The sequence below is a fragment of the Brevibacterium sp. 91QC2O2 genome (assembly GCF_024580695.1).
Classification (GTDB): Bacteria; Actinomycetota; Actinomycetes; order Actinomycetales; family Brevibacteriaceae; genus Brevibacterium; species Brevibacterium moorei.
Genome location: NZ_JANIJY010000032.1, coordinates 1 through 26,896 on the forward strand (window position 1 = coordinate 1; position 26,896 = coordinate 26,896).

Below are 26,896 nucleotides of genomic sequence, written 5' to 3' on the forward strand. Positions count from 1 at the left end.
ATCAGGAGGTCCTGCAGATGCAGGACCTCCTGAATGATCGTCCGCGGCGGACGCTTGAGTTCCGTACGCCTCGTGAGAGACTGGATGAACTTATCAGTGGTGTTGCACTAGCACCCTGAAACCGCCGGCTTATAACTTAAGAAATCTGAATGCCTGCATGACAAATGTGTAGGCGAGTATCATCTTTACTCCAAGTGTGCTGTGGACCACACTGGTGTCCATCGGCGATCCACGGCCCGTCTTCCGGGCCCCAGCAGGGACAGCGCCGATGGACACCAGGACACGACCTTTGGGGGATGCACAGATGTACGACGTAGCGGTCATCGGGCTGGGGGCCTTCGGCTCCCACACCCTGTGGCAACTGGCCGAACGCGGAGTCAAGGCGGTGGGACTGGACCAGTACCCCGTGGTCCACCCCTTCGGATCGTCCCACGGGCACACCCGCCTGTTCCGCATCGCCTGTATGGAACACATCGAACTGGGCACGGTGGCCCGCCGTGCCGCCGAACTCTGGCGTGGACTCGAAGACCACAGCGGCACCCCGATCCTCAACCAGGTGGGTGCGGTGACCATCGGCCGGCCGGACTCCGATTACGTCAAGGGTGCGATCGCCACAGCCGCCCACCACGAGGTCCCAATCGAAACATACTCGGCCGACGAACTCGTCTCCCGCTTTCCGGCCTTCGAGAACATCGACCCGGACGAGATCGGTGTGCTCGACACCAGCGGTGGGACGGTGGGCGCCGAGGCCTCCATCGCCTCGGCGCTGGGGCGGGCCCGGGAGCTCGGTGCGGACGTGCTGGGCGGCGGCCGGGTCGAGTCGATCCGGCGCACGGCCGGTAGTACCTTCGAACTGGGCCTGTCCACCGGCAACACCGTGCGGGCGAAGAAGATCGTGCTGGCCCTGGGCCCCTGGCTGGCCAATGCGGTGGACATCCCCGGCCTGCAGGCGCTGTTCAGCCCGATGAACTGGTGGCGGATCGACGAGGAGCTGGCCGCGGCACGCGCTCGCGACATCCCCGGCTACCGGCAGCGCTCCGCCGAGGCCTACCTGGCACCGCAGTTGCCCGGCTTCATCCGTCGCTTCGACGATATGAGCATCTGGGGCCACGGTGATGTGGACGGCCACGGGATGAAGATCGGACTGAGCCTGAACTCCAAGGAACTCCACCCGATCGACCCCGCGAACTTCGACCGGGATATCGAACCGACACGCGATTGGCGCAATGTGGCCAGGGTGGCCCGCCGCGCCTTCCCGACCCTGGACCCGGTGCCGGCGGCATCGCGGGTCTGCATGATCACCACCTCACCGGACGACCAGTTCACCATCGGACAGGTGGGCCGGGACACCGGTGTGTACGTGGCCGGCACCTGCCACGGACACGGTTTCAAACACGCCGCGGCGATCGGGGAGTACCTGGCCCAGACCGTGCTCGGCGAGGCGCGGACCGTGGAGCCGGGGATCTGGGATGCGGAGCGGCTGCCGGGGTTCACGGACCAACTCCTGGAGACCGTCTTCGAAAAGGGCAGTGTCTTCGACCCCGCCGGAACCCGGAACCTCGCCGGCGCCCCCGCGGGCCGGGACGGTACGCGATGAGCGCAGCACAGACGGGTGCCGCCCAGACGGGTGCCGCCCGGGCAAGTACAGCGCAGGCGGGACCCGCGCAGGACCGGAGGGTCGCCGTGATCTCCGGAGCCTCCGGGGGAGTGGGAGCGGCGATCGCCCGCCGCCTGGCCCCGGATTTCGACCTGGTCCTGCTGGGCCGCAATGAGGCCAAACTGCGGGCGCTGGCAGCCGAACTGCAGAGCGCCCTGCCGGACGCGGGCACTGGGCCCGGTGCGGCCTCGGCAATGGGGGAGGCCCCGGCGCACGTCACCTGCCTGGCCGGCGATGTCACGGAGCCCGCCTATCAGGCCGCCGTCGCCGCGGCCGTGCCCGGCTGCGCCATGTTGGTCAACTCGGCAGGGGTCAGCCTGCGCAAACCGCAGGCGGAACTGACCCGCGCGGACTGGGAACGCGTGCTGGGCGTCAACGTCGTGGCGGTCGCGGGACTCACCGCGGCCCTGACCCCGGCACTGCGGGCGGCACGTGGGGACGTTGTGATGATCAACTCGGGTGCCGGCCAATTCTCCAGCCCCGGCAACAGCCTGTACTCGGCGTCCAAGCACGCGCTCAAGGCGTACACGAACTCGCTGCGCGCTGAGGAGCGCGGCGCCGGGGTGCGGGTCACCTCGATCTTCCCCGGCTATATGGACACCGACATGGTCCGCACCATGCCCAGCGTTCAGGACCGGGCGGATGCCGCCGAGGTGCCCTTCGCCCGGATGGTCCCGGTGGAGACCCTGGCCGATGCGGTGGCCCTCATCGCGGCCGCCCCGCCCCAAGCGACCTTCGAAGACATCACCATCCGACCCACCCAGCCCATCACCATCCACTGACTACCCACCCCCCTCTCTCTCAAAGTTCCACTACAACCTGAATTGTCGAAAATCAGCCCGAAACGGCCGAAAACCGTCAATTCATGTCGTAGTGGAACTCAAAGGGAGGGGGAAGGGAGGGGGACGTCATACCATTGAGAGGAAGCACAGATATGGCCCTGCGCCTTGGAATCGACACCGGCGGCACCTTCACCGACGTCGCCCTGTTCGACACCGGATCCGGTGAACTCAAGGTCCTCAAGACCCCCAGCACCCCGTCCGATCCCGGCAACGCGGTGCTCACAGGCGCAGAATCCGCGCTGGAGCGCTACGCCACAGCGGGCGAGACCGTCGAATACTTCGCCCACGGCACGACGGTCGCGACCAACACCCTGCTGGAGGGCAAGGGCGCGAAGATCGCCATCTTCGTCACCGAGGGCTTCCGCGATCTGCTGGAATTGGGACGCCAGCGCCGCCCCAAGCTCTACGACCTCTACGCGCAGAAGCCGGAACTGCTGACCGGCCGCGACCTCATCTTCGAAGTCGGCGAGCGGCTGAAATACGACGGCACCGTGATGCAGGAGCTGGACGAGGCCGCAGTCGCGCAGCTGGTCGAGGACAACCGGGCCGCGCTCGACGAGGTGGACGCCCTCGCCGTGTGCTTCCTCTACAGCTTCGAGAACAGCGCACACGAACGGGCCGTGGGTGAGATCCTGGCCCGCGCCCTGCCGGGGAAGTTCGTCACCCTGTCATCGGATGTGCTGCCGCAGTTCCGCGAGTTCGAACGCCTTTCGACGACCTCGGTCAACGCCTACATCGGCCCGATCATGCAGGGCTACCTGGGTTCGCTGCGCCGTCGCCTGGGCGAACGCGGGCTGTCGGACGCTCCCAAGGTCACGCAGTCCAACGGCGGCGTCATCTCCTTCCAGACGGCTGAGCAGATGCCGGTGCGCACCGTGCTGTCCGGCCCGTCGACCGGGGTGGTGGGGGCCGCCGAGGTGGCGCGCAACTCCGGCTTCGAACACGTCATCACACTGGACGTGGGCGGGACGTCCTCCGATATCGCGCTGGTCAACGACGGCACGCCCACCTCGTCGAACGGAATGGAGTTGGACGGCCGGCCGATCCAGGCGCCGATGCTCGACATCTCCACGGTGGGCGCCGGCGGCGGGTCGATCGCCTGGATCGACGACGGCGGACTGCTCAAGGTGGGCCCCGAATCCGCGGGAGCCTATCCGGGCCCGGCCTGCTACGGCAACGGCAATATGCGTCCCACCGTCACGGATGCGAACGTGGTGCTGGGGATCCTGAACAACGATGCGCTGCTGGCCGGGGCGATGCCGATCGACGCCTCGCTGTCGTTCGCCGCGGTGAAGTCCCTGGGCGATCAGCTGGGACTGAGCACCGAGGAGACCGCGCAGGGCATCATCTCCGTGGTCACGGCGAACATGGCCAAGGCGATCCGCGTGATCTCCGTGCAGAAGGGCTACGACCCCTCCGACTATGCGCTGGTGGCCTTCGGTGGTGCCGGCCCCCTGCATTCGGGCCGGCTGGCGCGCGAACTGCGGATGTCGACGACCCTGGTGCCGCAGTCCCCGGGCGCGATGAGCGCGATCGGCATGCTGATGACGGACCTCAAGTCCGATTTCATCGCCACTGCGCGCACCCCCCTGGACGAGGCCGCCGGCGAGAAGACCCTGCGGGTCTTCGAAACCCTGGCCACCGAGGCCGCGACCTGGCAGACGGCCGAGGCGCTGCCGGACGAGCGGGTGGTCCTCAAGCACTTCGCGGACGTCCGCTACCGGGGCCAGAACTACGAGATCACGGTCGGAGTGGATCATCTGGAGGACACCGCGCGGCTGCTGGCCGATCTGCAGGCCGATTTCGAGGCCCGCCATCGGGAGCTCTACGGCTACATCAACGCCGATTCGGTCATCGAGATCGTCAACTTCAGGATCCAGGCGGTGGGCACGGTGGACACGATCGAGGTAACCCAGCGCCCCGCAGCCCGGGCGGCGGGGGAGCCGATGACCCGACAGGTCTACATCTCCGAATACGGCGAGCGGGCCGAGGTCCCGGTCCTGGAGCGCACGAGCATTCCGACCGGTGAGTCGATCGCGGGTCCCGTTGTGATCGAGCAGTACGACACGACCTCCTTCGTGCTGCCGGGGCAGACCGCCCACATCGACCCCTCGGACATGCTCATCATCGCCGACGACTGAGCCGGCCCGGCGAACCGGGCCCGCTCCTGCGGGCCCGGCGCAGGTCGCCCAGCCACCCCAGACATCCCAGACACCAGCACAGCCACAGACTTCGAAGGAAGAACACAATGACGACGAACTCGACCGCGCAACCGGCGGACATCGACCCGATCAAGGTCGAGGTGATCGGATCCGCCCTGGCCTCCGTGAGCGAGGAGATGGGCGAGGCCCTGGTCAAGGCCTCGTACTCGCCGAACATCAAGGAGCGCCGCGACTGCACCACCGCCCTGTTCGACGCCGAGGGCAATGCCCTGGCACAGGCCGAACACATTCCGATGCACCTGGGTTCCCTCATGGGCATCGTCAAGGCCGTGCTGGACCGCTACCCGGTGTCCGATATTCGCCCCGGCGATGGCTTCCTGGGCAACGACCCCCACACCGGCGGCGGCACCCACCTCCCGGACATCGTGCTGGTCACCCCGATCTTCTTCGCAGAGGAACTGGTCGGCTGGGCGACGAACCTGGCCCACCACTCCGACTACGCGGATCGGACCCACGCGACGATCTTCCAAGAGGGCATCCGGATCCCGGCGGTGCGCGCGGTGCGCGACTGGGCGTACATCGACGACGTCATGCACCTGATCCTGATCAACATGCAGGTGCCGGCCGAACGCATCGCGGACTTCCGTGCCCAGCTGGCCTCGAACCGGCTGGGTGTGGCGCGCACCGTCGACCTGTTCGAGAAGTACGGGACCGCGACCATGCGGGCGGCGGGGCATGCGCTGATGGACTACACCGAGCGCAAGGTCCGCGCCGGGATCCGCGAGATCAAGAACGGCGTCTACACCTTCGCGGACAAGTTCGACAGCGAGGAGATCCCGGACATCCTCGACATCTCACTGGAGCTGACGGTCAAGGACGAGGAACTCGAGTTCGTCTTCGACGCCCCGCCGCAGGTCCGCGCCTCGATCAACCTGGTGCCCACCGCCCTGCTGGCCACCGTGTACTACGCGGTCAAGACCGTGGTCGGCTCCGACATCCCGACGAATGCGGGCCTGTACCGGGCCATCTCGGTCACCGCCCCGCGCGGTTCCGTGCTCAGCTGTGTGGCACCCGCAGCGGTCAACGGGCGCACCCAGCTGTGCCAGCGGGTGGTCGACCTGGTCCACGGCGCCCTGTCCAAGGCCGACCCGACCCTGGTCACCGCCGCCAGCTACGGCGCGGTGCCGGCGACCCAGTTCTCCGGAATCGACCCGCGCACAGGTGAGTACTACGTCTACCTCGAGACGATCGGCGGTGGCCTGGGTGCCAGCCACTGCGCCTCCGGGCTCAACGGCGTACAGGCCCACATCACGAACACCTCGAACCTGCCGGTGGAATCCCTGGAGATCGAGTACCCGCTGACCGTCGACCGCTACGAACTGGTCGACGACTCCGCCGGCGTGGGCGAACACCCCGGCGGCATGGGCATCCACCGGCTCGTCACCGTCAACCACGACGACTGCGTGTGCCACGTGTCGATCTCCCGCCAGCGGACCCAGCCCTGGGGCCTCGAAGGCGGCGGCCCCGGCCGTTCCCTGCACGTCGAGGTGGGTGACGAGGAGTACCTGGACCAGACCGAGTTCGCGATGAACACGGGCGAGACGATCGGGATCGAAACCGCCGGCGGCGGCGGATTCGGGATGCCTGCCAAGCGGCCGGCCGAACTGGTCGAACGCGACCTGCGGGAGGGCAGGATCAGCCCGGCCACAGCCGAGGCCGCCTACGGGTATGTGCCCGCCGCGACCTCGGCGGCGGGGAAGCCCGGCGGAGATGAGAAAACGGGAGGGACACGTGACTAGGAAGATGCGAACGGGCCTGCGGGCCGTGGCGCTGAGCGTGGTCGGTCTGCTGACCGCGGTCACCGTCACGGCCTGCGGGCCCGCGGGCAGCGAATCCGAGGGCGGCCTGGACCAGGGCGTGCTCGACATCGGCCTGTCCGCCGAACCGAAATCGAACCCGCCCGCGGTGGACTCCTCGGTCGTCGGCTATACGATCGACGCCCTGGTCCAACGCGGGCTGATGGCATATGACCCGGACGGGAAGCTGATCCCCGGGCTGGCCGAATCCGTCACCAGCAAGGACAACAGGACCTGGACCGTGAAACTGCGGCCCGGCCTGACATTCGCGAATGGCGATCCGCTGACCACCGCGGATGTGAAGCGGAACTTCGAATACATGTCGGACCCGAAATCGCCCGGCTACGTGTTCGACGGGCTCAAGGGCCTCACATCCATGGAGGTCGAGTCCGATACGCGGATGAAACTGGTACTGGACTCGCCGAACAACGCCTTCGCCCAGTACCTGGCGATCCCGGCAGCAGCGATCTACTCGAAGGACTCGATTAAGGACAAGAAGGACGGCTGGGACGGCGCCGGTCCCTTCAAGGTCGACACCTACAGTCCGGGACAGAGCCTGCGGCTGGTGAAGAACGACGCCTACTACGGCGCCGACCAGGTGGACCTCAAGACCATCAACCTGAAGTTCTACCCCGACGGCAACGCCCGGACCTCGGCCCTGCTCTCCGGCGATGTCGACTTCATCGACTATGTGCCCTGGGAGGACTTCTCCCGGCTCGAGAGCGATAAGAACATGACGCTCGATTCGCAGAACGGGCCGTTCATGTACACGCTGTTCAATGTCAAGACCGGCATCTTCGACGATCCCAAGATGCGCCAGGCGGTGGCCTATGCGATCAACCGCGACAACTCGGTGTCCGCGGCGTTCTTCGGACACGGCGAATCCCAGTACGGGGTGCCGATGGACAAATCCGATCCGGCCTACGATCCGAAATGGGACAAGCTGTACTCCTACGACCCGGACAAGGCCAGGCAGCTGATCAAGGAATCCGGATTCGACACGTCCAAGGAGATCAACTTCCTGACGAACTCGCAGTACGTCTTCCACCGCGATGTGGCACTGTCCATCCAGGCGGACCTGGAGGCCGTGGGGCTCAAGATCAAACTGAACTCCCCTGACTGGGCGACCCGCACGGAACTGTCGAACAAGGGTGACTACGACCTGTTGATCAACGGCAACGTGGGCGTGGTGACCGATCCCAGTTATATGGGCACGTTCTTCGGCGGACCCCTGTCGAATGTCCGGTCGGCCCACTACCAGAACCCCGAACTCCAGCAGTTGGTCAAGGAGGGCGCCGCCGCGAAGGACGGTGCCGCCAAGAAGAGGATCTACGACAAGATGCGCGGGCAGGTCCAAGCCGACACCCCCTTCGTCATGGTCAACACCCGCGGACAGGCCCACGCCTACACCAATGAGGTCAAGGGCTTCAAAACCCTGCCCGGCTTCCTGTCGTTCTACTCCGGCTACTCGCTGGCCTATATCAAGGGAGGACAGTGATGATCAGGTACATCGGCATACGCATCGTCACCGGCATCGTGCTGGTGTGGGTGACGATGACGCTCATCTTCCTCATGCTCCAGGCGGTGCCCGGCGACCCCGCGGTACAGATCCTGGGCGGGGGCAATACCGAGATCAGTCCAGAGGCCCTGGCCGCCGTACGCGAATCCCTGGGCCTGGACCGCCCGGTGTGGGTCCAGTACTTCGCCTTCCTGGGCTCCGTATTCACCGGGAACTTCGGCGAATCCTATGTCTACGCCCAACCGGTGGTCGACCTGATCGGCCCGCGCCTGCAGGTCACCCTGGAGATCGCGATCTTCGCACTCATCCTGGGCACCGTGGTGGGCGTGGCTCTGGGGGCCTGGGCCGCGCGCTCCAAGGGCGCCATCGACACAGTCGTCTCCGGCTTCCTGTCGGTGCTCACCAGCGTGCCGGTCTACGTCGTCGGCGCCCTGTTCGTCCTGCTGTTCGCCCTGACCTGGCACCTGCTGCCCTCGGGCGGCTTCACCTCCATCGCCTCGGCCCCCGGTACACACTTCGCCCGGCTGATCCTGCCGGTCGTGGCCCTGTCCCTGCCGATCGCCGCGGTGGTCGGGCGGATGACGCGCTCGCAGGTGATGGAGAACCTCGAACAGGACTGGGTGCGCACCGCCCGGTCCTGGGGCCAGACCCGCGCCGGCGTGTTCAACAAGCACGTGCTGCGCAATTCGCTGACCTCTGTCGCCGCGATCGTCGGCCTGGAGGCGGGATCGCTGATCGGCTCGACTGTCCTGGTCGAACGCATATTCAACCTGCCCGGCGTGGGCTCCCTGCTCATCGATTCGGTCACCGCGCGCGACTACCCGGTCGTCCAGTCGATCGTCGTCGTGCTGTGCATCTGCTTCATCGTCTTAAGCCTCGTCGTCGAAATCGTCTACGGGCTCCTCGACCCCAGGATCCGGAGGGCCGCGCTATGACCACGGACAACACTCCTACTACCGGCGGCCAGAGCAGCGGTCCAAGCGGCACCCCGGGCGCATCCGGCGGTACCGGCGCCGAGGCCGTGGCCACCCTGGCCGGCCGCGTCACCGACAACTCCAAACGGGCCAAGATCCGGCGCTCGCTGACGCCTGCGCGCACCATCGCCGCGATCTTCCTGATCCTGGTCATCGTGGTCTCCGTGGGGTCCGTGCTGTTCCCCGTCGCCGACCCGCTCAAACAGGATGTGGTCAACCGCTTCGCAGGACCGGGCAACGGGCACTTCCTGGGCACGGACGAACTGGGCCGCGACACCTGGGCCCGGCTGCTCCAGGGCGTGCGCGTCGAACTGCTCATCACGGTCACGGCCACCCTCATCGCGATGGTGCTGGGCACCGTGCTGGGCCTGTTGGCCGGCTGGTATCAGAGACTGGGCGATCTGCTCCTGATGCGCGTGGTCGATGTGATCCTGGCGTTCCCGCCGATCATCATCGCGCTCATGGCCACCACCCTGTACGGAACGAACAAGGCCACCCTGGTGCTGGTCATGGGGATCCTGTTCATCCCGTCGTTTGCCCGTGTGGTCCACGGCCAGGTGATGAGCGTGGCCGGGTTGGAGTTCGTGGCAGCGGCGCAGGTATTCGGTGCGGGTACCTGGCGGCGCATCTTCACCGTCGTCCTGCCCAACTGCCTGACGCCGATCATAGTCCAGTTCACCACGGTGATGGCGGCTGCCATCCTGCTGGAATCCGGCCTGAGCTTCCTGGGCCTGGGCGTCCAGGCGCCGGAGCCGTCGCTGGGCTCCATGGTCGCCGGCGCCCAGCGCTTCATGACCGACTACCCCGTCCAATTGATCATCCCCGCCGTCGCGGTCAGCCTCATCATCCTCAGTTTCGGGTTGGTGGGCGATTTCCTGCGCGACGTGCTGGATCCCAGGAGGTAAGCGATGCTGCTGCAGACGAAGGACCTGAGTGTGGGCTTCGGCAAGGCCGACGCCCCCATCACCAGCGATGTCTCGTTCTCGATCGCGCCCAGTGAGATCGTCGCCCTGGTGGGCGAATCCGGTTCGGGCAAGTCGGTCACCGCGATGGAGGTCGCCGGGCTCAACCCGCGCAACAGTTGGTCGACCGGCTCCATCCTGTTCGACGGGCAGGACCTGGGGAAGCTGCCCGAGGCGGCTAGGCGGAACCTGCTGCGCCGCGAGATCGGCGTGATCTTCCAGGACCCACTGACCTCGCTGAACCCCGTGTACACGATCGGCACGCTCATGCACATGTCGATGAAGCACCGGGTGGAGGGGACGGCGAACCAGCGGGCGCGGGCGCTGGAACTGCTGGAGATGGTGAATATGCCCGATCCGGCCGGCACGCTGAAGAAGTACCCGCACCAGCTCTCCGGTGGGCAGCGACAGCGCGTGATGATCGCGATGGCGATCGCCGCGACCCCCAAGCTGCTCATCGCCGACGAGCCGACCACAGCGCTCGACGTCACCGTGCAGGCCGATATCCTCGACCTGCTCGACGGGCTGAAGGACGAGCTGCAGATGAGCGTCCTGCTCATCACCCACGATATGGGCGTGGTGGCGAATTCCGCCGACCGGATGTACGTCATGAAGGGCGGGCGGATCGTCGAATCGGGCAGCGTGGACGATGTGTTCAACCGCCCGCAGGATGCGTATACGCGCGATCTGTTCGCCGCGGTGCCGCGAATGACAGTGGGGGCCCCGGAAGAAGCGCGGGCTGTCGCCGGTGCCGGAAGTGGTGTGGATGCGGCCGCCGAGGCCGCGCCTGAGACTGCGGCCGCGCCGGCCGCCGCCCTGACCTTCTCCGAGGTCGACTACTACTACAGCCGGGCGCTCAAGCGGGCCGGTGCCAAGGCCCTGGACCAGATCTCGCTGACCGTGGCGCCCGGACGCACCGTGGGCCTGGTGGGCGAATCCGGTTCGGGCAAGTCGACGATCGGCAAACTGGCCGTCGGCCTGCTCACCCCCGGCGCCGGCACGATCACGACGGGGGCGGCGAAGCGGGACCGGGCCTCGGCGGGGGCGGGCAGTGCGCCCGGTGGCACGGCAGGGCCGGGCCAGGCCTTCACCCGGTCGATGGTGTTCCAGGATCCCGCGTCCTCGCTGGACCCCCGGCGCTCGATCGGGGAGTCGATCGCGGCACCGCTGATCTGGTCGAAGACCGTCGGACGCGCCGAGGCCCTGCGCCGGGCCGGCGTGCTGCTCGAACGGGTGCACCTGCCGGCGAGCTGGGCGGGTCGCTATCCGCACGAACTCTCCGGCGGGCAGCGGCAGCGCGTGGGGATCGCCCGAGGGCTGACCAACGACCCGGACCTGCTGGTGGCCGATGAGCCGACTTCGGCCCTGGACGTCTCCGTGCAGGCCGCGGTGCTCGAGCTATTCCAGGAGTTGCAGCACGACTACGGCTTCGCCTGCCTGTTCATCAGCCACGACCTGGCGGTGGTCGAACAGGTCGCGCAGGACGTCATCGTGTTACAGCGCGGAGCGATTCAAGAGGCGGGGCCGACCACGGCCATCGTGTCCGCTCCCAGCACGGACTACGCGGCCCGGCTCATCGCGTCCTCGCCGGTGCCCGATCCCGCGGTGCAGAAGGAGCGCAAGCTGCTGCGGGCGTAGGGGTCCTGCACGAGCCGGGGCACACTGCATTGCACGGAGGTGCTGGCCGGACGTGATAGGAACATTCCATGGAGTTGAGGAACCTCGAGTACTTCGTCGTGCTGGCCGAGGAACAGAGTTTCGAAAAGGCCGCGCGGCGCCTGTTCTTAACGCAGTCGGCCGTCAGTCAGCAGATCCGCAGGCTCGAGGCCGATCTGGGTGTGCGGCTGATCGACCGGGCCACGCGCCCCTTCGAACTCACCGATGCCGGCCGGGACGTATTCGCCCTGGCCACCTCGATCGTGCGGCAGACCCAGTCGATCCGCGGGCTGGCGCACGACCGGGAGGGCAGCGCCGGTGGGATCGTGCGAGTGGGGGTGACCCCGGCTCTGTTGTTCAGCCGCGTCGTCGACGGCCTGCGGTTGATTCGGCGGGACAACCCCGGCCTGCGGATCGAGCTGTTCAACGACAACACCCCGCAGATCCAGGCGCAGCTGGAGAGCGGGGCACTGGACGTGACGTTCTCCAACACCTTCGGCAGTGTGGACGGCTGCCAGGACGTACTGCTCTACGAGGACCGCTTGGTCGTCGCTTTCAACCCGGAGACCTACCCACAGCTGGTTCCGGATGTGGGCAGAGCACAGGCCGAGGCCCCGGCTGGGCCGGCCGAACCCGCTAGGGAAGGGGCAGCGGACCCGGTCGAGCCGACGGGTACGGTGCGGGTGCCGCTGGCCGCGCTCGACGGACTGCCGATCATCTCCTTCGCCCGGATGTCCGCGCGGGCGAACTACGACGCAATGCTCGGGTACTTCACGGAGCACGGGCGCTCGCCGGTGCTGACCGAGGTCGTGGCCACCTATATGGACCAGGTCGGCTATGTGAAGGCCGGGCTGGGGGTGGCACTGGTGCCGAAGTCGTTGATGAGTGCGGTCGATGTCCCGAATGTGGACTGGGCGCAGTTGGATCCGCAGCTGCCGACGCTCCCGATCTACGCGACCTGGAACCCTGCCGGGCTCAATCGTTCGGGGGCGGTTTTCATGGAGCAACTGCGCGGACACTTCGCGGATTGACACGCCCGGAGACGCCCTGGTGCAGCACGCGTCGAACAGGCGGGGTGAAAGCGATATCCGCCGGGTCAAAAGCACTTGAAAGTTGTATTAAGATGCTCATTCGTGAGCACCACAGACCCCATGACCGGAGGGGCGGAAACCCCGGTCGTCCTCGTCGTCTACGGCACCCGCCCGGAGGCCATCAAGCTGGCCCCGATCATCCGCGCCCTGCAGCGGGACCCCCGATTCGAGCTGCGTGTGGCGGTCACCGGCCAACACCGGGACATGCTGCGGCGGATCCACGCCGTCTTCGGCATCGTGCCCGATATCGACCTGGACATCATGTCCCCGGGCCAGAGCCTCAATCAGATCATCGCGCGCACGGTGGCCGGCCTGGACCCGGTCCTGGAACGGCTGCGCCCGGCCGCGGTGATCGTGCAGGGCGATACGTCCACGGTCGCCGCTACGGCGCTGGCCGCCTTCAACCGGCAGATTCCGATCGTGCATGTGGAGGCGGGACTGCGGACCGGAGACCTGGCCTCGCCCTTCCCCGAAGAGGGCAATCGCAAACTGGTCGGCCAGCTGGCTGCACTCCACCTGGCGCCCACTGCCGACGCGCGGGCCAACCTGTTGCGCGAGGGGGTCGATCCCGCAGCGATCGCAGTCACCGGCAACACCGTCATCGACGCACTGCAACATGCGGTGGCGGCTCAGACGGCCCGGGCGGTGCCGGAGGGGCAGGGCGGCAGCGGACGGACCGGAGTCCGGGCCGCGGCTCCGACCGCTGAACCGGCGGGTCAGGCGAGTGTGCTCGAGCGGCTCCTGCGGGCCTCGGCGGTCGGCAGGCGGATTCTGCTGCTGACCACGCACCGTAGGGAGAACTGGGGTGCGCCGATGCGCGATATCGCCCGAGCCCTGGCCCACGTGGCCAGGCGTCACCCGGATGCGCTGATCGCCTGGCCGGCCCATCCGAACCCCGTGGTCCGTGACGTCATCGCACCCGAACTGGCGGGGCTGGACAACGTCATGGTGATGGAACCGCTGGACTACCCGGACTTCACCCGTCTGCTGGCCGTCAGCCACGTGGTGATCACCGATTCCGGCGGCGTCCAGGAGGAGGCTCCCAGCCTGGGCAAACCCGTGCTGGTGCTGCGGGAGACGACGGAGCGCCCAGCCGCGGTGACCTCGGGTGCGGCCCGGCTGGTCGGCACTTCCACGCCGGCGATCGTGGCCGCCGTCGAGGAGCTGCTGGGCGACCCGCTCGCCTATGCGGCGATGGCGCGCGCGATCAACCCCTATGGTGACGGCCATGCGGCCGAACGCGGTATCGCGGCCCTGGCGCAGCTGCTGGGCAGCGGCAGCCGGGAGCCGGACTTCGTCCCGGGAACCGTGGCCGAGGTGATCGCCGGGGAGGCGATTGTGGCACCGACCGATTCCCTGGGGCGGGACGGAATCGGCGCGGCGGTGCCGGCATGAGCCTTGGGATACCGCAGCCGTCTGCGGAGCAGGAACCGCCGGCGGAACCGGGCCGTGGGCGCAGTGGGGCCGCGGGCAGGGGCAGAGCCGAGGGGCACGGGAGCCGTCAACGTGTAGCCGTCACCCCGATGGGCGTGGTCCTGGCCTGGGCCTACGCGCTGCTGGGAGCCTATCTGTTCTGCTTCTCCGGGCTGTTCGCGGATTTCGGCGGGCATCCGTGGTACGGTCTTGCGCTGCTCGTGGTCACGATCACCTCGACACTGACCCTGGCCTACGTCAGTCTGCTCATCACCGTGTATCTGCGACGGGTGAGGGCCCGGCCGGGGGACGCGGCGGAACTCACCTGGCATCTGCTGATCCCTGCCAGAGATGAAACCAGCGTTATCGCCGACACCCTGGCCCGGGCGCGGGGAAGCTTTCCCCGCGTGCACGTGTGGGTCATCGACGATGCCAGTGAGGACGATACGGCGGCACAGGTCCGCCGCCGGATGGTGGTGGATCCGTTCACCCACCTGATCAGCCGGGTCCTCCCCGAGGCGCGCACGGGCAAGGGCAATGCGCTCAATGCCGCTTATTCGGAGGTCTCACGGTTCGTCCGCGCCGCCGGCCAGGACCCGCATAGGACGATCATCGGCGTATTGGACGCCGACGGGTACCTGAGCGGCAACGCGCTGGACCTGCTGGCCGGCCCGGACGGGTTCGGCGACGACACGATCGGCGCCGTGCAGCTGGAAGTGTGGATGAAGAACCGCGGCGATAAGCGGCCTCGGCCCGGTGATGGGAAGTGGAAGAACCACATCGGCCGGATGCTGGTGCGCATGCAGGACATGGAGTTCCGCACCGCGAACTCGGCTATGCAGCTGCTGCGCAGCGAGACGGAGACGGTGGGGATGGGCGGGAACGGCCAGTTCACCAGGCTGTCCATCCTGGCACTGATCGCTGCGGAGGCGGGAGCGCCCTGGGGATCGAAACTGTGCGAGGACTATGAACTGGGGTTGCAGATCCTGGCCCATGGATCGCGCACGGCCTATATTCGCGATGCCCATGTGTCGCAGGAGGCATTGCCCTACCTGCGGCGCCTGCTGACCCAGCGGACCCGGTGGTCGCAGGGGAATCTGGAGTGCCTGGCAGACCTGCGCGCCCTACTGCGCCGGCGCCGGTTGAGCCTGCCGGGTTTCGTGGAGATCTCCTATTTCATGAGCCAGCCGATCCTGCTGATGGTCAATCTGATCTTCATCCCGATCGTGCTGTGGCAGGCAGTGGTCGCAGGGACGTTGGGCTTCGGGGCCCTGCAGTTCGGACCGCACGGTGATGACAGGATAGCGCTGGCCGGTGTCGGCGCCCTGGTGTTCCTGCTGTTGCCCTATGTCGCCTGGGGGCCGCTGTACCGGCGCTGGGGCGGTGAGGACGTTGGGATTCTCAAGTCCTGGGGTCTGGGGCTGTCGTATCTGCTCTACGTCTATCTGGGATACCTCTATCATCCGCGGGCCATCGCCCGGCACATGAGCGGCCGGACCTCGTGGGCGAAGACGAAGCGCAATGCGGAGGCCCACCCGGTCGTTCCGCCGCACACCCCCACGGTGCTGGCGGGCATTCCGCTGCTGGACGCGGGGGCTGCGGCGGGCCGGGACATTCCCGATGCCCGTGGAACAGGGGCCGGTGGCATCGCAGCGGGTGCGCGGGACTTCGCTCTGTCGTTCCCGGCGCGGTTGGAGACGATCCGCACGGCGGTCGCCGCCGAGGACACCGAGGTCGCCCACACCTGCCTGGAATCCGTTCTGCAGGCCGCCGGTGAGCTGCGCGCGCAGCGGCTGTGGCACGCCGCGGCGGATCTGGACAACCTGGTCGTCGGGGGTGACTTCGCCGCGGCGCTGCAGGCGGTCGGTCTGCTGGAACGCGTCGGCACGGACACGGTGGACGTCCTGATCCAACCGGGCCCGCCCCACACCCGGTGAGGCGCCGACCCGTACCGTCGTAATCGCTGCTGCGGGCGTATATCAGACGGTGCGGGTCGGCGCGGAACCCAGCGGGTCAGTTCGGCGCACTCACTCCGGATCCGGCCGGACCGTAGTTCGTGGAGAAGCCGAAGACACGCCGCTCCAACTCCGGCAGATCCTTATTCGAAACCGCCGAGGCGTACTGTTTGACCGAACCGTCGAAGGGTTCGGACGATGGGTTCTTCCCGTAGGCATCGGTGTACCAGACGGTTTGCCCGCCCTGATTGTCCAGCTTCGAATGCTGCACATACAGATCCCGCCGAGCGCCGTTGAACGGCGAGGCGGAATCTGTCTGCTGCAAGGGTTTCGTCATCGTGGACCAAGGCCAGCCCACGGTGTCCGCGCCGTACAGTGAGGCGGTGGCGACCAACTCATTCCCAGCGGCGATTCGCGAGGGATTGCGCACTCCGAACCACGGATCGATGGTCAGCGTATGCCCGTCCGGCAAGGTGTAGGTCTGGTCGGCCTCCCACCGTTCGTAAAGGCCCCACGAATCCGCGGTCTTGGCCTGGTTGGCGGAGGAATCGTAGACCTGCTGTGTCCTCTTCGCACAGTCCACGGTCGGGATGGACCGTTTGCCGCGCGAGGATTCGGGCAGTTCGGAGCCGGACGTCTGTACGGTCTCGCCCGTGCACGATTCCTCGTACTCATTGGGCTGGCCGAACAGCGAGAGCGAATCGACCACCATCTCCACACCGTCGCTGCACTTGGCCGAGTAGAGGATCTCATGGGCGTTGTTGTGCAGTGCATCGTTCGAATGGCTGCCCTGATGCAGGCCGATCAGGTAGTCACAGCTGATTGCGGAGTCCCCGGACTTCGCATAACCCTTCCGGTCCGCCCGCACCTGTGCCACGTCATTGGCGACGTAGAAGGTGTAGCCGTAGTGGTCCTCATGGCGGTGCGGCACCACGTTCGCGCCATCCTTCATCGACTGCATTCCGGCGTATGCCATGGGAATCCCGTCGGTCTTCCCACCCAGCTGCTTGATCGTCCAATCGTAGATCGCCGAGGTCTTCGGATCGTCTCCATGGTCGTGGCCGAAGGTGCACTCCTTGCCCGTTTGCGGGTCGGTGGTCGTCGTGGGGTGCCAGCCGTCGTACTTCTCGCCGTCGGCTCCCGTCACCTGGTACTTCTCATGTGCTGAGGCCGAACAGGTGCCGTAACCGGGGGTGGCTTCCGTCGCGGTTTGCGTGGCCGTCGGCGATTTGGAGGAGGCGCTAGTCGTCTGCGGAGCGGCCGAGGTTTCCGTGGCCTCCGCGCTCTGGGCGGGCGCGGAGTCGGTGCGGGAATCGGTTCCCGAGCCCTCAGCGGACTCGTCCGGAGCGGCCATGTCGGTGGGATCGGTGGAACCGGTGGCCCGGGTGGTGGAGTCCGCGCTGGATTCGGCCTGCCCGGCGGCCAAGACGACGCCGGGCACCAATGCCAGGGCGGCTGCCGTCAGACCCGCGGCGACCATCTGCGCGTTGAGATGCTTCTTCACTTCTGCCTCCTGCGGGCCGCGATGGTGACGATGATGCCGGCGGCGATAAGGGCTGTGCCCAGGGCCACGGCAGCGGTGATCTGCGCACCGGTGGTCGGCAGGCGGGAACCGTCGTCGGAGCCGTCTGCATCGCCGGAGCCCTCGGAATCGCTGCCATCGGGACCGGTGCCATCGGAATCAGCGGAACCGCTGGAATCCGAGTCGTCTGAGACGTCCGCATCGGAGCCGCCGGAAGCACCGGAGTCCGAATCGGTTTCGCCCGGTTCGGGCGTGGTGTTTCCGGAGGGCGTGGCAGCGGCCGAGGTTCCGGTCGACTCGCTCGCCGACGCACTCGGTTCCGCGGACTCACCGGGTTCGCTCGAGGCGTCGTCCGTGGGCTGTGCGCTCGTCGAGGGCCCTGTGCTGTTCGTGGGTTCGGCGGAGTCGCTGGGTTCGGCCGATTCCGAGGGTGCCGTGCTCTCGCTCGGTTCCTGGCCGTCGGTGGGCTCTGCCGAGCTGCTGGGCTGTGGCGCGGCTGCCCGCTCCGGGATATCGGCCGTGATGACATAGCCGCGCTTGGCGACGTTATCGGCGCCCACGATCATCTGGGCGCCCGCATCGCCGTAGGAGTCGATAACGCCGATACCGCGGCCCAGTCGGTCTTTGTCCTCTGCACTGACCTCGGTGACCAGGGCCGAATCGATGTCATCGACCTTGACCAGCGGAGAGGTGAGTGCGCGGGTGTCGATCGCCCACGCCTTGGAGGTGCCGAAGGCGCCGGTCACCAGGGTGCCCGAGGCCCCCTTGACCGCGGGCTTGAGAGCGGAGACCGCATAACCGGACTCGGCCGCGTCGATCCACCAGCCCCGGTCCTCGGTAGTGGCCTTGCCGTCTGTCCGGCTGTACACGGTCGGCTTGCCGGCTGCGGCCTCGGGATCGGTGTCGACATCGGCAGCGGAATCCGAGCCGCGCACCACCACGGTGCCACCGGTGCCGGAGACCACGCCGTCGGCACCGACCACCAGGTCGTCGAAGCCGTCGCCGTCGATGTCGCCGGCCGCGGCGACCGACATGCCCAAACGGTCCTTGCCGCGGGCCGGCCCGTTGACGGTGAACCCGGAGAAGTCCTCGTCCAGGGCGATATCGCCGCTCGGATCGGTGACTGCCCAGACCATCCCATGGGCGGTGGTCTCATTGTCCGCGTCCGAGGTGATGGCCTTGGGCTTGGCGACATAGCCGCCCACCGCCAGGTCGGCCCTGCCATCGCCGTTGACGTCGCCGGCCGGTGCCACATAGGCCACGCCGCGGTCGGCCACGCCGCTCACGGTGCCGATCAGATCCTGCGCTGCCGAGGCGCCGGTCGCGCCGACCTCGGTCAGGTCGACCGTTGCGATATCGTCGCGGCCCTTGACCAGGTAGGCGAGGCCGCCGCGGCTGTTGGCGGTCGAGTCGATGACGGACAGGTCGTCCTTGCCATCGCCGTCCAGATCGCCGACGCCGGCGACCTGATTGCCGAACCTGCCCGAGGTGCCGTTCTGCGGGCCCTGGATGACGAAGCCGTCGGTGCCCAGATACTCCAGCGAGATGTTGTGCGGGTTCTTGGTGCCGAAGACGACGTAGGCCCGGCGATCCATATAGTCGCCGATGATGATGTCGTCGATGTCGTCGCCGTTGACGTCGCCGGCGCAGCTGAGGCTGAAACCGCTGAAAGCGCCGATGGAGGGTGTAGCGGTGCTCTGCGGTCCCTCGATGCGGATGATGCCGGAGGATTCGTCGTCGAGTTCGGCGGAGCTCGTGCCGTTGGGGATCACATAGGTGGCTCCCGGGGAACCGAAGCCATCGCGTTTCCACATCCAGGCGGAGGTGACGATATCGGGCTTCCCATCACCGGTGAAATCGCAGGACTGCGGACTGATGGCACCGCCCGCAGCCGAGGTCCCCGCGCCCAGGAAGGTTTCCTTGGCCTGGACCGTGGCCGCTTGGGCAGGGGGTGTGCTGGGGGTTGAGCCGAGTCCGGGGAATAGGACCACGCCACCGGCGGTCAATACAGTGGCGCCAGTTGCCAAAGCGGCTGCCAGCACCCTGGTAGGTCGTTGTCTCATATGTGCCTTCTGTCAAAAGGGGCTTCATGTGCGAACTCTTGGGTCGCGCTGAGTGGTCGCACTGAGACGCTTTACAGAAGATTAGGCTATCCGATATAGATCCAGCGGGTAGCCGGGGCCCGGGCCGTGCTGAGCCGGCCGGGTGGTTGACTATCGGCCGCCGGGCTTGCAGTCCGGACCGGACGGGTTGTCTGCGCAGGGGCCGGAGACCAGGTATTTGTGGAAGCGGTAGACCTGGATCGGATCGGTCTGAGTCGTGACACCGACGTCTCCGGAGATGGGCGTCATCGGGCCGCCGGAGACCGAGTACTCGCCGTGGTAGATCGTCGTGAGGCTCACGCGGACCTTTTGCACCGCCCGGTATTCGTGGGTGAACTTCGCCCTGTCCAATGACCGGGGCCTCGCTCCCGGGGTCCGGCGGGTCTCCTTCGCCCCATCACCGAAATCCCATCGGTACTGGACCGGCGTTGCGCGGATCCTCACCGGCTGGCCCAGCAGGGTGATGTCGGCGATTCTGGTTCCGCCCGTGGCCCAGAACGCGGCCTTGCGGTGGGCGACGGCCCAGCCGTTGGGCCACATGTTGATCTTCTGACCGGGGATGTCGATCTCTTGGAATTCGGTCTCGATGATATCGGGGACGGTGATCACGGGGACTGCGGGAGCTGCCGGTGCTGCGGGAGCACCGCCCCCGCCGCCGGGGCGAGGATCGAAGACGAGGCAGGGCTTTTTGTTGGGGATGATGACACACCGCTCACCTCCCGAGCCATCGCCGGAGCCGTTCCCACCGCCGGAGCCCCGGCCCGAGTCATTTCCGGATCCGGGGTTGTGGCCGGTGGGTCGGTCCCGATGCCCCGGCCCAGGTTTGCCTGGGGTTGACGGATTTCCAGGAATAATGCGGGACCCGCCACACCCGATAGTCTGATGTGCTTTACAGCGAGAAATTGCTTTCGCCTCGATGGGTACAAGAGTTAGGGAGAGAATAACTAAAGAGATGATCAGAGATAGTCTAATTGCGTTCGTCAACACTGATCCTTTGATATCGACATGTCGTCAAGCACCCACGATCCGCCTTCTTGTATCAAATAAAACTGCGCCTGCTTGTCGTGCGCAGTCCAGCTCGAAAGGTTCTTGCCTTCCGCGTTGGTCATTTTTGTTTTACTGTATGTTATACAGGCATTAAACCCTGCCTCAAGTCCTTTATCGCCACGGTCGCTTTTTTGGATAGCGTAAAGATCATATAGGTTGGACCTTAGTGTGCCGGATAATTTATAGTTCTTGCTGAATATGTCGCTGGTGCTGTCCTTTAATTCGGTGAAATGCTCGAGCGAAGCAGCCACTTTAATCGCAGTGGTGTCTTGACCACTGCTTCCGTAGAACTTGGTCGCAGCAGCAAAGTACTTCGCGACGGCCGCCGCCGCCCCATCGGCGGCCTGTTTCTCCTTGGCGGTGAGCTTCAGTTTCGTCGTGTATTCGGGGATGGCGGGCGTGGGGGCCGCGACCACTTCCTCTGGGGTCGCGGTGACGGGGGCCGGTGGATGCTGAGGCTCGCCTGCCCCACAGCCGCTCAGCACGACTCCGACGGTCAGCAGGAGGGCGGCGACGCGGCTGGCCCGCGGCGCATCCGCCTGGCCGGTACCAACCTGGCGACGCGGAAAGCCGTACGGCATAGCCAACGGGCGGGGACCTCGGCGTCGGTTGCCTATCGTTTGTCGCCATGTGCTCATGAGTGATGCCCTGTCGTGAGGAGTCGTGAAGGATCGTGAGTAATGGTGCGGTGATCTCATCAAACCAGAAGCATCCGTCCAAGGGAAGACCCGCAGCCGAATCTGTGGATAACCGGACCCCGGTCATCCCTTCCCATGCAGTTCCACTACTTACCGAAATGGTGAAAAACTGGATCGGGAACGTTCCCAATCGACGCCGATAATGGAAAGTGCCGACAGGATAGTGACCCACTTATCGACCGACGGCCCCCACACGAGGGGGTCTGTCTTGGAAATGATCTGTCCTACCCTGTCGGCACCTCACCGTGGGTTCGACCGGTCCATGACTTCATAGGAGCGTGACCCGGTCCACCACATGGCGTGCTCACACTCGCCATGGTAGCTGTCTCATCGGCGTCTTGTCTGCCCCGGCCGGTCCCGCGGAACCATACCGGATCATCACCATGAACGGGGGCATGCAGATCATGCGCACAGACCAGACGGACCCGGCGGCACCGGACCTCGTCGCCGGGATCGACACCCACACGGACACGCACACCCTGGCGATCCTCACCGGCACCGGTGGCATCGTGTCCACGGAAACGTTTCCCACCGGCCCCATCGGCTACCACCACCTCATCGACGCGCTCCAGCGCGCCGGCGGTGTGGGCCTTGTCGGTGTCGAGGGGACGACGTCGTATGGGGCCGGCCTCACCCGGGCACTCCAGACGGCCGGCTACGAGGTCCGCGAAGTCCTGCGTCCGGCCCGCCGGGTACGGCGCCTGCATGGGAAGTCCGACCCCATCGACGCGATCGCCGCGGCCCGCACGGTACTCTCCGGCGACGGCGTCTCCCATGTCAAGGACACGACGTCCCCGGTGGAGTCCCTGCGCGTGCTCAACGCGGCCCGCAGCCAGCTCGTCCACGCCGCGACCGCGATGATCGTGTGCATCAAATCTCTGCTGGTCACCGCGCCCGATGAGGTCCGGCAGGCGCATGCCGGAATGTCGAACGACCGGCTGGCCCACCGGTTGGCAGCGGCGCGCACGCGGGCGGACCTGGGTGATCCGGCGGCCGCGGTCGTCTACAGTCTCAAACACCTTGCGAAGGCCTATCTGGCCCATCGGGAACAGGCCGATGCGTACGAGGTGCATCTGCACGCCATCGTCGAGGCCTCCTACCCCCGACTGCTCGACATCACCGGCGCCGGAACGATCAGCGCGGCCCAACTGGCGATCACCGCCGGGGGCAATCCCGACCGGATCCGCAACGAGGCCGCGTTCGCGTCCCTGTGCGGCGTCGCGCCGATCCCGGCGTCCTCGGGCAAAACCCACAGGCACCGGATCAACCACGGCGGGGACCGGCGCGGCAACCATGCCCTGCACACGATCGCGATGGCCCGGATGCGGCATCCCGATGCCCGCACCCGGGCGTATATCGACAAGTGCCTGGCGGCGGGGAAGTCGAAGAAGGACATCCGCCGCTGCCTTAAACGCGCAATCGCCCGGGAGGTCCACCACGTGTTGACCCGGCCCGACCGGGGTCCGGCGTACACGCCGGGAGCCCGTTTGAAAGAGCAGCGCACGGCACGCGGGTTGACGATGATACAGGCTGCTGCGGCTCTGGGTGTGTGGCCGGCGCGGATCTCGGATATCGAGCATGATCGACGTCCGATACTCCGGGTGAGAACCGCGTATGAAAAGTGGCTTGAAACCGCTTGACACACAATAGGAGCATCATTTCGTCAAGTAGTGGAACTCTGGGCAGGGGAGGGGTGGCGGGTAGATTGGGGTTGGAGTAGATGCCGTCTCGATGAAGGAGCCCCATGACCGACTCGCAACAGAATGTCTCTGTGCCGAACCCATCCGACCAGTCCCACCAGTCCGGACCGCACCGGATCGCCGTGATCGCCGGCGACGGAATCGGCACGGAGGTGATGCCGCAGGGGCTGCGCGTGCTCGATTCGGCCGCGCAGAGGTTCGGGATCGATCTGGAGTTCACCGAATTCGACTTCGCGTCCGCCGCCTACTATCAGGAGCACGGCGTGATGCTGCCCGAGGACTGGGAAGCTCAGCTGCGCGGCTACGACGCGATCTACTTCGGTGCCGTCGGCTGGCCCGATATCGTGCCCGATCACGTGTCGCTGTGGGGTAGCCTCATCCAGTTCCGGAAGAAATTCGACCAGTACATCAACCTGCGGCCCTGCAAGCTGATGCCCGGGGTCAAATCACCGCTGGCGGGGCGGGAACCCGGCGATGTCGACTTCTACGTGGTGCGGGAGAACACCGAGGGCGAATACTCCAACGCCGGCGGCATCCTGTTCGAGGGCACTGACCGGGAAACCGTCATTCAGGAAACGGTGATGACGCGCACGGGCGTCGACCGCGTGCAGCGCTTCGCCTTCGAACTGGCGCAGACCAGGAAGCGCCATAAGGTCACCAGTGCCACGAAGTCCAATGGCATTTCGATCACCATGCCCTACTGGGATTCGCGCTTTGCCGAAATGGCGGCGCAGTACCCGGGGATCTCGACTGATCAGTTCCACATCGATATTCTGACCGCGAACTTCGTCTTGCACCCGGACTGGTTCGACGTGGTCGTGGCCAGCAATCTGTTCGGCGATATCCTCTCGGACCTGGGTCCGGCCTGCACGGGGACGATCGGCATCGCGCCCAGCGCGAACATCAATCCGGAGGGGGTGTTCCCCAGCCTGTTCGAGCCGGTGCACGGTTCGGCCCCGGACATCGCCGGCCGCGGTGTGGCCAATCCGATCGGGCAGATCTGGTCGGGTGCGATGATGCTGGAGCATCTGGGACACAAGGATGCGGGTGATGCCATCGTGTCCGCGATCGAGGCCGTGCTGGCCTCGGGCTCGGATGCCAGGACCCCCGATCTGGGCGGTAACGGCACGACCGATTCGCTGGGCGAGGCGATCGTGCAACGGCTCACCGCCTGACGGGCGAACCGCCGAGGCCGCACCCGCCGGGCGGAATTGCGCCCGGCGGGTGCGGCCTCGGGTACGGGTGCCCTGTGCGGGCCCGCCCGTCCTAAGTCCTGCTCAGCCCCGGATTCTGCTCAGCCCCAGAACTCGGCGGCGATCCGACGGCCCTGGTCGATCTTGGCCCACTGCTGGTCGGCGGCCAGGGCATTGCCACCGTCGCAGGAGGCGAAGCCGCACTGGTGGGACAGGTACAGGTTCTCCTTGGGCAGGATCTCCGAGGCCGCGGCCAGTAGGCGCTGGGCCCTGGCCTCGTCGTCCAAGTCCGTGGTCTTCGAGGACAGCACGCCCAGCACAACCTCGACTCCGGGGCGGCCGTCGAAGGCGTGGAGTGCATCGACGGAGCCCGCACGCTCGTCGTCCCATTCGAGGAAGAAGCGGTCGTAGCGCTGGCCGCCGAGGAACAGGTCGGCGATCGCCGCGTAGGAGCCACCGCTCATATTGCGCGACTCGTAGTTGCCGCGGCAGTTGTGGGTCCACACGGTCAGGCCCAGGGAGTGCGCGTAGTCGATGAACTCGTTGTTGATCGACACGAAGGTCTCGGCGACCTCGCGGGCGGCACCGGCGTGGGGGCCGTTGCCGCTGAACGGCGAGTGGTCGTTGTCCTCGGCGAAGAGCTCCCACAGACAGTCGTCGCACTGCAGGATGGTGCCGCCGGCCGCGGCGTATTCCGCGGCGAATTCCTTGTAAGCGCCCAACAGGCCCGCGCGCAGTTCCTCGAGGGTGGCGTAGACGCCCTCTGCCTTGCCGGCGTGCGGCTGGCCGGACATCAGGCCGGACAGTTCTCCGTAGATGTGGGCCGGCGAAGGGATGCACTGCTTGACCGCCCGCACGCTGTCCGCACCTTCGGCCTGGGCGACTACGCGCTTCCAGCAGTCGATGAAGTGGTGGTTCTTGCCCGACAGGGGTGCGGTGATGCGGATGCCGATGTCGCGGCGGGTCTCATAGGTGTTCACCCCGTCGAGGTCGCGGAACAGGTAGCCCTGCGGGGCGATGAACCGCTGGGCGCCCGACAGGCCCCACACGAAGTCCAGGTGCCACATCGACTTGGTGTATTCGCCATCGGTCAGGACGTCGATGCCGTGTTCGATCTCCTTGGCCACGACATCGTGGGTGTCGGCCACCTCGACTTCCCGGTATCCGGGGAGATCATCGTAGAAGGGGTAGGCGATGTCATCGCGGTGTTCGATCTGGGTCTTGTAGTCCAGCAGGTCCTGCGGTCGCAGCAGGCTGCCGACGATCTGGAAGCGTTCAGTCATGGCTCCATGGTGGCGCAGAACATTTGCTCAAGGGTAAGCGGCTGTCATTATGCGTAACTATAGGTATTTCCTATGGCTTGCAATAGCCGCGCCTCTGCTCCAGAGTCCCCGCTCCGGGTCCGTTATTCCAGGACCTCTACGTCGTACTCGGCCACGGTGGTTCGCAGCAGGTCGATGTAGTGGGCGGCCTGGTGGGTTAGCTGGAGCGCGGAATGGGCGATCCAGCCGACCTCGATCCGTTCCTTGACACGCAGCGGAACCGCCACGATATCGGGGCCGTTGAGGTCCTCGCTGACGATGCCGGTGGAGATCGTGTAGCCACCCAGGCCGATCATCAGATTGAAGATCGTGGCCCGGTCGCTCACGTGAATCGACTTGGGGACGCTGACGGTCGAGAGGATCTCCTCGGCCAGGTGGAAGGAGTTCTGTTCGCCCTGGTCGAAGGACAGGCGTGGGTACGGCGTCAGGTCGTCCAGGGTCACCGACCGGCGCCGGGCCAGGGGGTTGCCACTGCCCACGAAGACATGCGGTTTGGCGATGAAGAGCGGGTGGAAGGACAGTCCCGCGTCGCGCAGCAGCCGGTCGATCACGCGGCGGTTGAAGTCGTTGCGGTACAGGATCCCCAGCTCGCTGCGCATGGTGCGGACGTCCTCGATGAGGTCGTGGGTGCGAGTCTCGCGCAGAGTGAACTGGTACTCGTGGCTGTCTGCCTCCTGGACCATCGTGACGAAGGCGTTGACCACGAACGCGAAGTGTTGGGCCGATATCGCCAGCTGGCGCTTCGAAGGGGTGGGGGTCCCGTAGCGCTGTTCTAAGAGCTCGGCCTGTTCGGTCACCTGCCGCGCATAGCCCAGGAATTCGACCCCGTCGGCGGTCAGCGTGATGCCGCGGGTAGAACGGACGAACAGCTCCTTGGCCAGGCGCGCCTCCAGCTCCTTCATCGCCGCGGACAGGCTGGGCTGGGAAATGTAGAGGACCTCGGCCGCGGCGGTGATCGACCCGTGCGTGGCGACCTCGACGAAGTATTTGAGCTGTTGGAGCGTCACGAGCTGTGCCATGGGGACAGCCTATAGGGATAGGTGCACGCTGACACCAACGTGACACTGCTCGTGCGGGTCTGACACTTGTGGGATATCTGGGGGGTGTCCCTATGTTCTTTGTCAAGCGATTCGGTAGATTTTTCCCGGAATCCGCTTGACTCAGTTTGGGGCGTGCTGGGGTGACCGGTTGACCGTGTAGTTCGTCGTCACGGTGCCACCAGTTG

Annotated in this window: 19 protein-coding genes; 13 read left to right on the forward strand and 6 right to left on the reverse strand. The window is 66.4% G+C overall.

Going from position 1 to position 26,896, the window contains the following annotated elements; all coding sequences use genetic code 11:
- Nucleotides 1-304 precede the first annotated feature (304 nt).
- From NQ036_RS14455 to NQ036_RS14505, 11 genes are all read left to right on the forward strand, one after another.
- Nucleotides 305-1,597, forward strand: a complete 1,293-nt coding sequence (locus NQ036_RS14455) for an FAD-dependent oxidoreductase (RefSeq protein ID WP_257059775.1) — start codon at nucleotides 305-307, stop codon at nucleotides 1,595-1,597.
- The gene (locus NQ036_RS14460) at nucleotides 1,594-2,439 is read left to right on the forward strand and encodes an SDR family NAD(P)-dependent oxidoreductase (RefSeq protein ID WP_257059777.1); all 846 of its coding nucleotides are present in this window, start codon (nucleotides 1,594-1,596) and stop codon (nucleotides 2,437-2,439) included. The genes NQ036_RS14455 and NQ036_RS14460 overlap by 4 nt, the downstream gene beginning before the upstream one ends.
- Nucleotides 2,440-2,591: 152 nt before the next feature.
- Nucleotides 2,592-4,640 (forward strand): hydantoinase/oxoprolinase family protein, encoded by a 2,049-nt coding sequence (locus NQ036_RS14465; RefSeq protein ID WP_257059779.1) that lies wholly within the window; start codon nucleotides 2,592-2,594, stop codon nucleotides 4,638-4,640.
- A gap of 107 nt (nucleotides 4,641-4,747) precedes the next feature.
- On the forward strand, nucleotides 4,748-6,460 hold the full coding sequence (locus NQ036_RS14470; RefSeq protein WP_257059781.1) for a hydantoinase B/oxoprolinase family protein: 1,713 nt from the start codon (nucleotides 4,748-4,750) through the stop codon (nucleotides 6,458-6,460).
- Nucleotides 6,453-8,015 carry an ABC transporter substrate-binding protein gene (locus NQ036_RS14475; RefSeq protein ID WP_257059783.1) on the forward strand — a complete coding sequence of 521 codons (1,563 nt, stop codon included), beginning with the start codon at nucleotides 6,453-6,455 and terminating at the stop codon, nucleotides 8,013-8,015. The genes NQ036_RS14470 and NQ036_RS14475 overlap by 8 nt, the downstream gene beginning before the upstream one ends.
- Nucleotides 8,015-8,971: an ABC transporter permease gene (locus tag NQ036_RS14480; protein ID WP_257059785.1), complete on the forward strand. Its 957-nt coding sequence runs from the start codon at nucleotides 8,015-8,017 to the stop codon at nucleotides 8,969-8,971. The genes NQ036_RS14475 and NQ036_RS14480 overlap by 1 nt, the downstream gene beginning before the upstream one ends.
- Nucleotides 8,968-9,915 carry an ABC transporter permease gene (locus tag NQ036_RS14485; RefSeq protein WP_257059787.1) on the forward strand — a complete coding sequence of 316 codons (948 nt, stop codon included), beginning with the start codon at nucleotides 8,968-8,970 and terminating at the stop codon, nucleotides 9,913-9,915. Before NQ036_RS14480 ends, NQ036_RS14485 begins: the two co-directional genes overlap by 4 nt.
- 3 nt (nucleotides 9,916-9,918) lie before the next feature.
- Nucleotides 9,919-11,610, forward strand: a complete 1,692-nt coding sequence (locus tag NQ036_RS14490; RefSeq protein ID WP_257059788.1) for an ABC transporter ATP-binding protein — start codon at nucleotides 9,919-9,921, stop codon at nucleotides 11,608-11,610.
- A 68-nt stretch (nucleotides 11,611-11,678) separates the two neighbouring features.
- Nucleotides 11,679-12,659, forward strand: a complete 981-nt coding sequence (locus NQ036_RS14495; protein WP_257059790.1) for a LysR family transcriptional regulator — start codon at nucleotides 11,679-11,681, stop codon at nucleotides 12,657-12,659.
- Between the two features lie 120 nt (nucleotides 12,660-12,779).
- A complete protein-coding gene (gene wecB / locus NQ036_RS14500; RefSeq protein WP_257059815.1) occupies nucleotides 12,780-14,114 on the forward strand; it encodes a non-hydrolyzing UDP-N-acetylglucosamine 2-epimerase in 1,335 nt (444 codons plus the stop codon).
- Complete coding sequence (locus tag NQ036_RS14505; RefSeq protein WP_257059792.1) at nucleotides 14,111-16,069, forward strand: glycosyltransferase family 2 protein; 1,959 nt, start codon at nucleotides 14,111-14,113, stop codon at nucleotides 16,067-16,069. Before wecB ends, NQ036_RS14505 begins: the two co-directional genes overlap by 4 nt.
- Before the next feature lie 76 nt (nucleotides 16,070-16,145).
- Here NQ036_RS14505 and NQ036_RS14510 read toward each other — a convergent pair whose 3' ends face one another.
- The 4 genes from NQ036_RS14510 to NQ036_RS14525 all read right to left on the reverse strand — a co-directional run bounded on the left by NQ036_RS14510 (nucleotide 16,146) and on the right by NQ036_RS14525 (nucleotide 21,345).
- Nucleotides 16,146-17,591 carry a hypothetical protein gene (locus NQ036_RS14510; RefSeq protein ID WP_257059794.1) on the reverse strand — a complete coding sequence of 482 codons (1,446 nt, stop codon included), beginning with the start codon at nucleotides 17,589-17,591 and terminating at the stop codon, nucleotides 16,146-16,148.
- Nucleotides 17,588-19,672: a hypothetical protein gene (locus NQ036_RS14515; protein WP_257059796.1), complete on the reverse strand. Its 2,085-nt coding sequence runs from the start codon at nucleotides 19,670-19,672 to the stop codon at nucleotides 17,588-17,590. The genes NQ036_RS14510 and NQ036_RS14515 overlap by 4 nt, the downstream gene beginning before the upstream one ends.
- Nucleotides 19,673-19,822: 150 nt before the next feature.
- The gene (locus NQ036_RS14520) at nucleotides 19,823-20,320 is read right to left on the reverse strand and encodes a PKD domain-containing protein (protein WP_257059799.1); all 498 of its coding nucleotides are present in this window, start codon (nucleotides 20,318-20,320) and stop codon (nucleotides 19,823-19,825) included.
- A 371-nt stretch (nucleotides 20,321-20,691) separates the two neighbouring features.
- Complete coding sequence (locus NQ036_RS14525; RefSeq protein WP_257059802.1) at nucleotides 20,692-21,345, reverse strand: hypothetical protein; 654 nt, start codon at nucleotides 21,343-21,345, stop codon at nucleotides 20,692-20,694.
- A 494-nt stretch (nucleotides 21,346-21,839) separates the two neighbouring features.
- On the opposite strand from NQ036_RS14525, the gene NQ036_RS14530 reads away from it, so the two are divergent.
- Both NQ036_RS14530 and NQ036_RS14535 read left to right on the forward strand, forming a co-directional pair.
- A complete protein-coding gene (locus NQ036_RS14530; protein ID WP_257059805.1) occupies nucleotides 21,840-23,096 on the forward strand; it encodes an IS110 family transposase in 1,257 nt (418 codons plus the stop codon).
- A 104-nt stretch (nucleotides 23,097-23,200) separates the two neighbouring features.
- Complete coding sequence (locus NQ036_RS14535; RefSeq protein WP_257059808.1) at nucleotides 23,201-24,331, forward strand: tartrate dehydrogenase; 1,131 nt, start codon at nucleotides 23,201-23,203, stop codon at nucleotides 24,329-24,331.
- A 119-nt stretch (nucleotides 24,332-24,450) separates the two neighbouring features.
- Here NQ036_RS14535 and NQ036_RS14540 read toward each other — a convergent pair whose 3' ends face one another.
- Nucleotides 24,451-25,632, reverse strand: a complete 1,182-nt coding sequence (locus tag NQ036_RS14540; protein WP_257059810.1) for a cobalamin-independent methionine synthase II family protein — start codon at nucleotides 25,630-25,632, stop codon at nucleotides 24,451-24,453.
- A gap of 122 nt (nucleotides 25,633-25,754) precedes the next feature.
- Nucleotides 25,755-26,690, reverse strand: a complete 936-nt coding sequence (locus tag NQ036_RS14545) for a LysR family transcriptional regulator (protein WP_257059812.1) — start codon at nucleotides 26,688-26,690, stop codon at nucleotides 25,755-25,757.
- Nucleotides 26,691-26,896 lie beyond the last annotated feature (206 nt).

What these genes read in the sequence shown, in the direction of transcription:
- wecB (WP_257059815.1), top strand. Translation starts at nt 12,780, where the DNA reads ATGACCGGAGGGGCGGAAACCCCGGTCGTCCTCGTCGTCTACGGCACC.
- NQ036_RS14515 (WP_257059796.1), bottom strand. Translation starts at nt 19,672, where the DNA reads ATGAGACAACGACCTACCAGGGTGCTGGCAGCCGCTTTGGCAACTGGC.
- NQ036_RS14540 (WP_257059810.1), bottom strand. Translation starts at nt 25,632, where the DNA reads ATGACTGAACGCTTCCAGATCGTCGGCAGCCTGCTGCGACCGCAGGAC.
- NQ036_RS14530 (WP_257059805.1), top strand. Translation starts at nt 21,840, where the DNA reads ATGAACGGGGGCATGCAGATCATGCGCACAGACCAGACGGACCCGGCG.
- NQ036_RS14480 (WP_257059785.1), top strand. Translation starts at nt 8,015, where the DNA reads ATGATCAGGTACATCGGCATACGCATCGTCACCGGCATCGTGCTGGTG.
- NQ036_RS14455 (WP_257059775.1), top strand. Translation starts at nt 305, where the DNA reads ATGTACGACGTAGCGGTCATCGGGCTGGGGGCCTTCGGCTCCCACACC.
- NQ036_RS14545 (WP_257059812.1), bottom strand. Translation starts at nt 26,690, where the DNA reads ATGGCACAGCTCGTGACGCTCCAACAGCTCAAATACTTCGTCGAGGTC.
- NQ036_RS14495 (WP_257059790.1), top strand. Translation starts at nt 11,679, where the DNA reads ATGGAGTTGAGGAACCTCGAGTACTTCGTCGTGCTGGCCGAGGAACAG.
- NQ036_RS14485 (WP_257059787.1), top strand. Translation starts at nt 8,968, where the DNA reads ATGACCACGGACAACACTCCTACTACCGGCGGCCAGAGCAGCGGTCCA.
- NQ036_RS14490 (WP_257059788.1), top strand. Translation starts at nt 9,919, where the DNA reads ATGCTGCTGCAGACGAAGGACCTGAGTGTGGGCTTCGGCAAGGCCGAC.
- NQ036_RS14460 (WP_257059777.1), top strand. Translation starts at nt 1,594, where the DNA reads ATGAGCGCAGCACAGACGGGTGCCGCCCAGACGGGTGCCGCCCGGGCA.
- NQ036_RS14535 (WP_257059808.1), top strand. Translation starts at nt 23,201, where the DNA reads ATGACCGACTCGCAACAGAATGTCTCTGTGCCGAACCCATCCGACCAG.
- NQ036_RS14505 (WP_257059792.1), top strand. Translation starts at nt 14,111, where the DNA reads ATGAGCCTTGGGATACCGCAGCCGTCTGCGGAGCAGGAACCGCCGGCG.
- NQ036_RS14465 (WP_257059779.1), top strand. Translation starts at nt 2,592, where the DNA reads ATGGCCCTGCGCCTTGGAATCGACACCGGCGGCACCTTCACCGACGTC.
- NQ036_RS14470 (WP_257059781.1), top strand. Translation starts at nt 4,748, where the DNA reads ATGACGACGAACTCGACCGCGCAACCGGCGGACATCGACCCGATCAAG.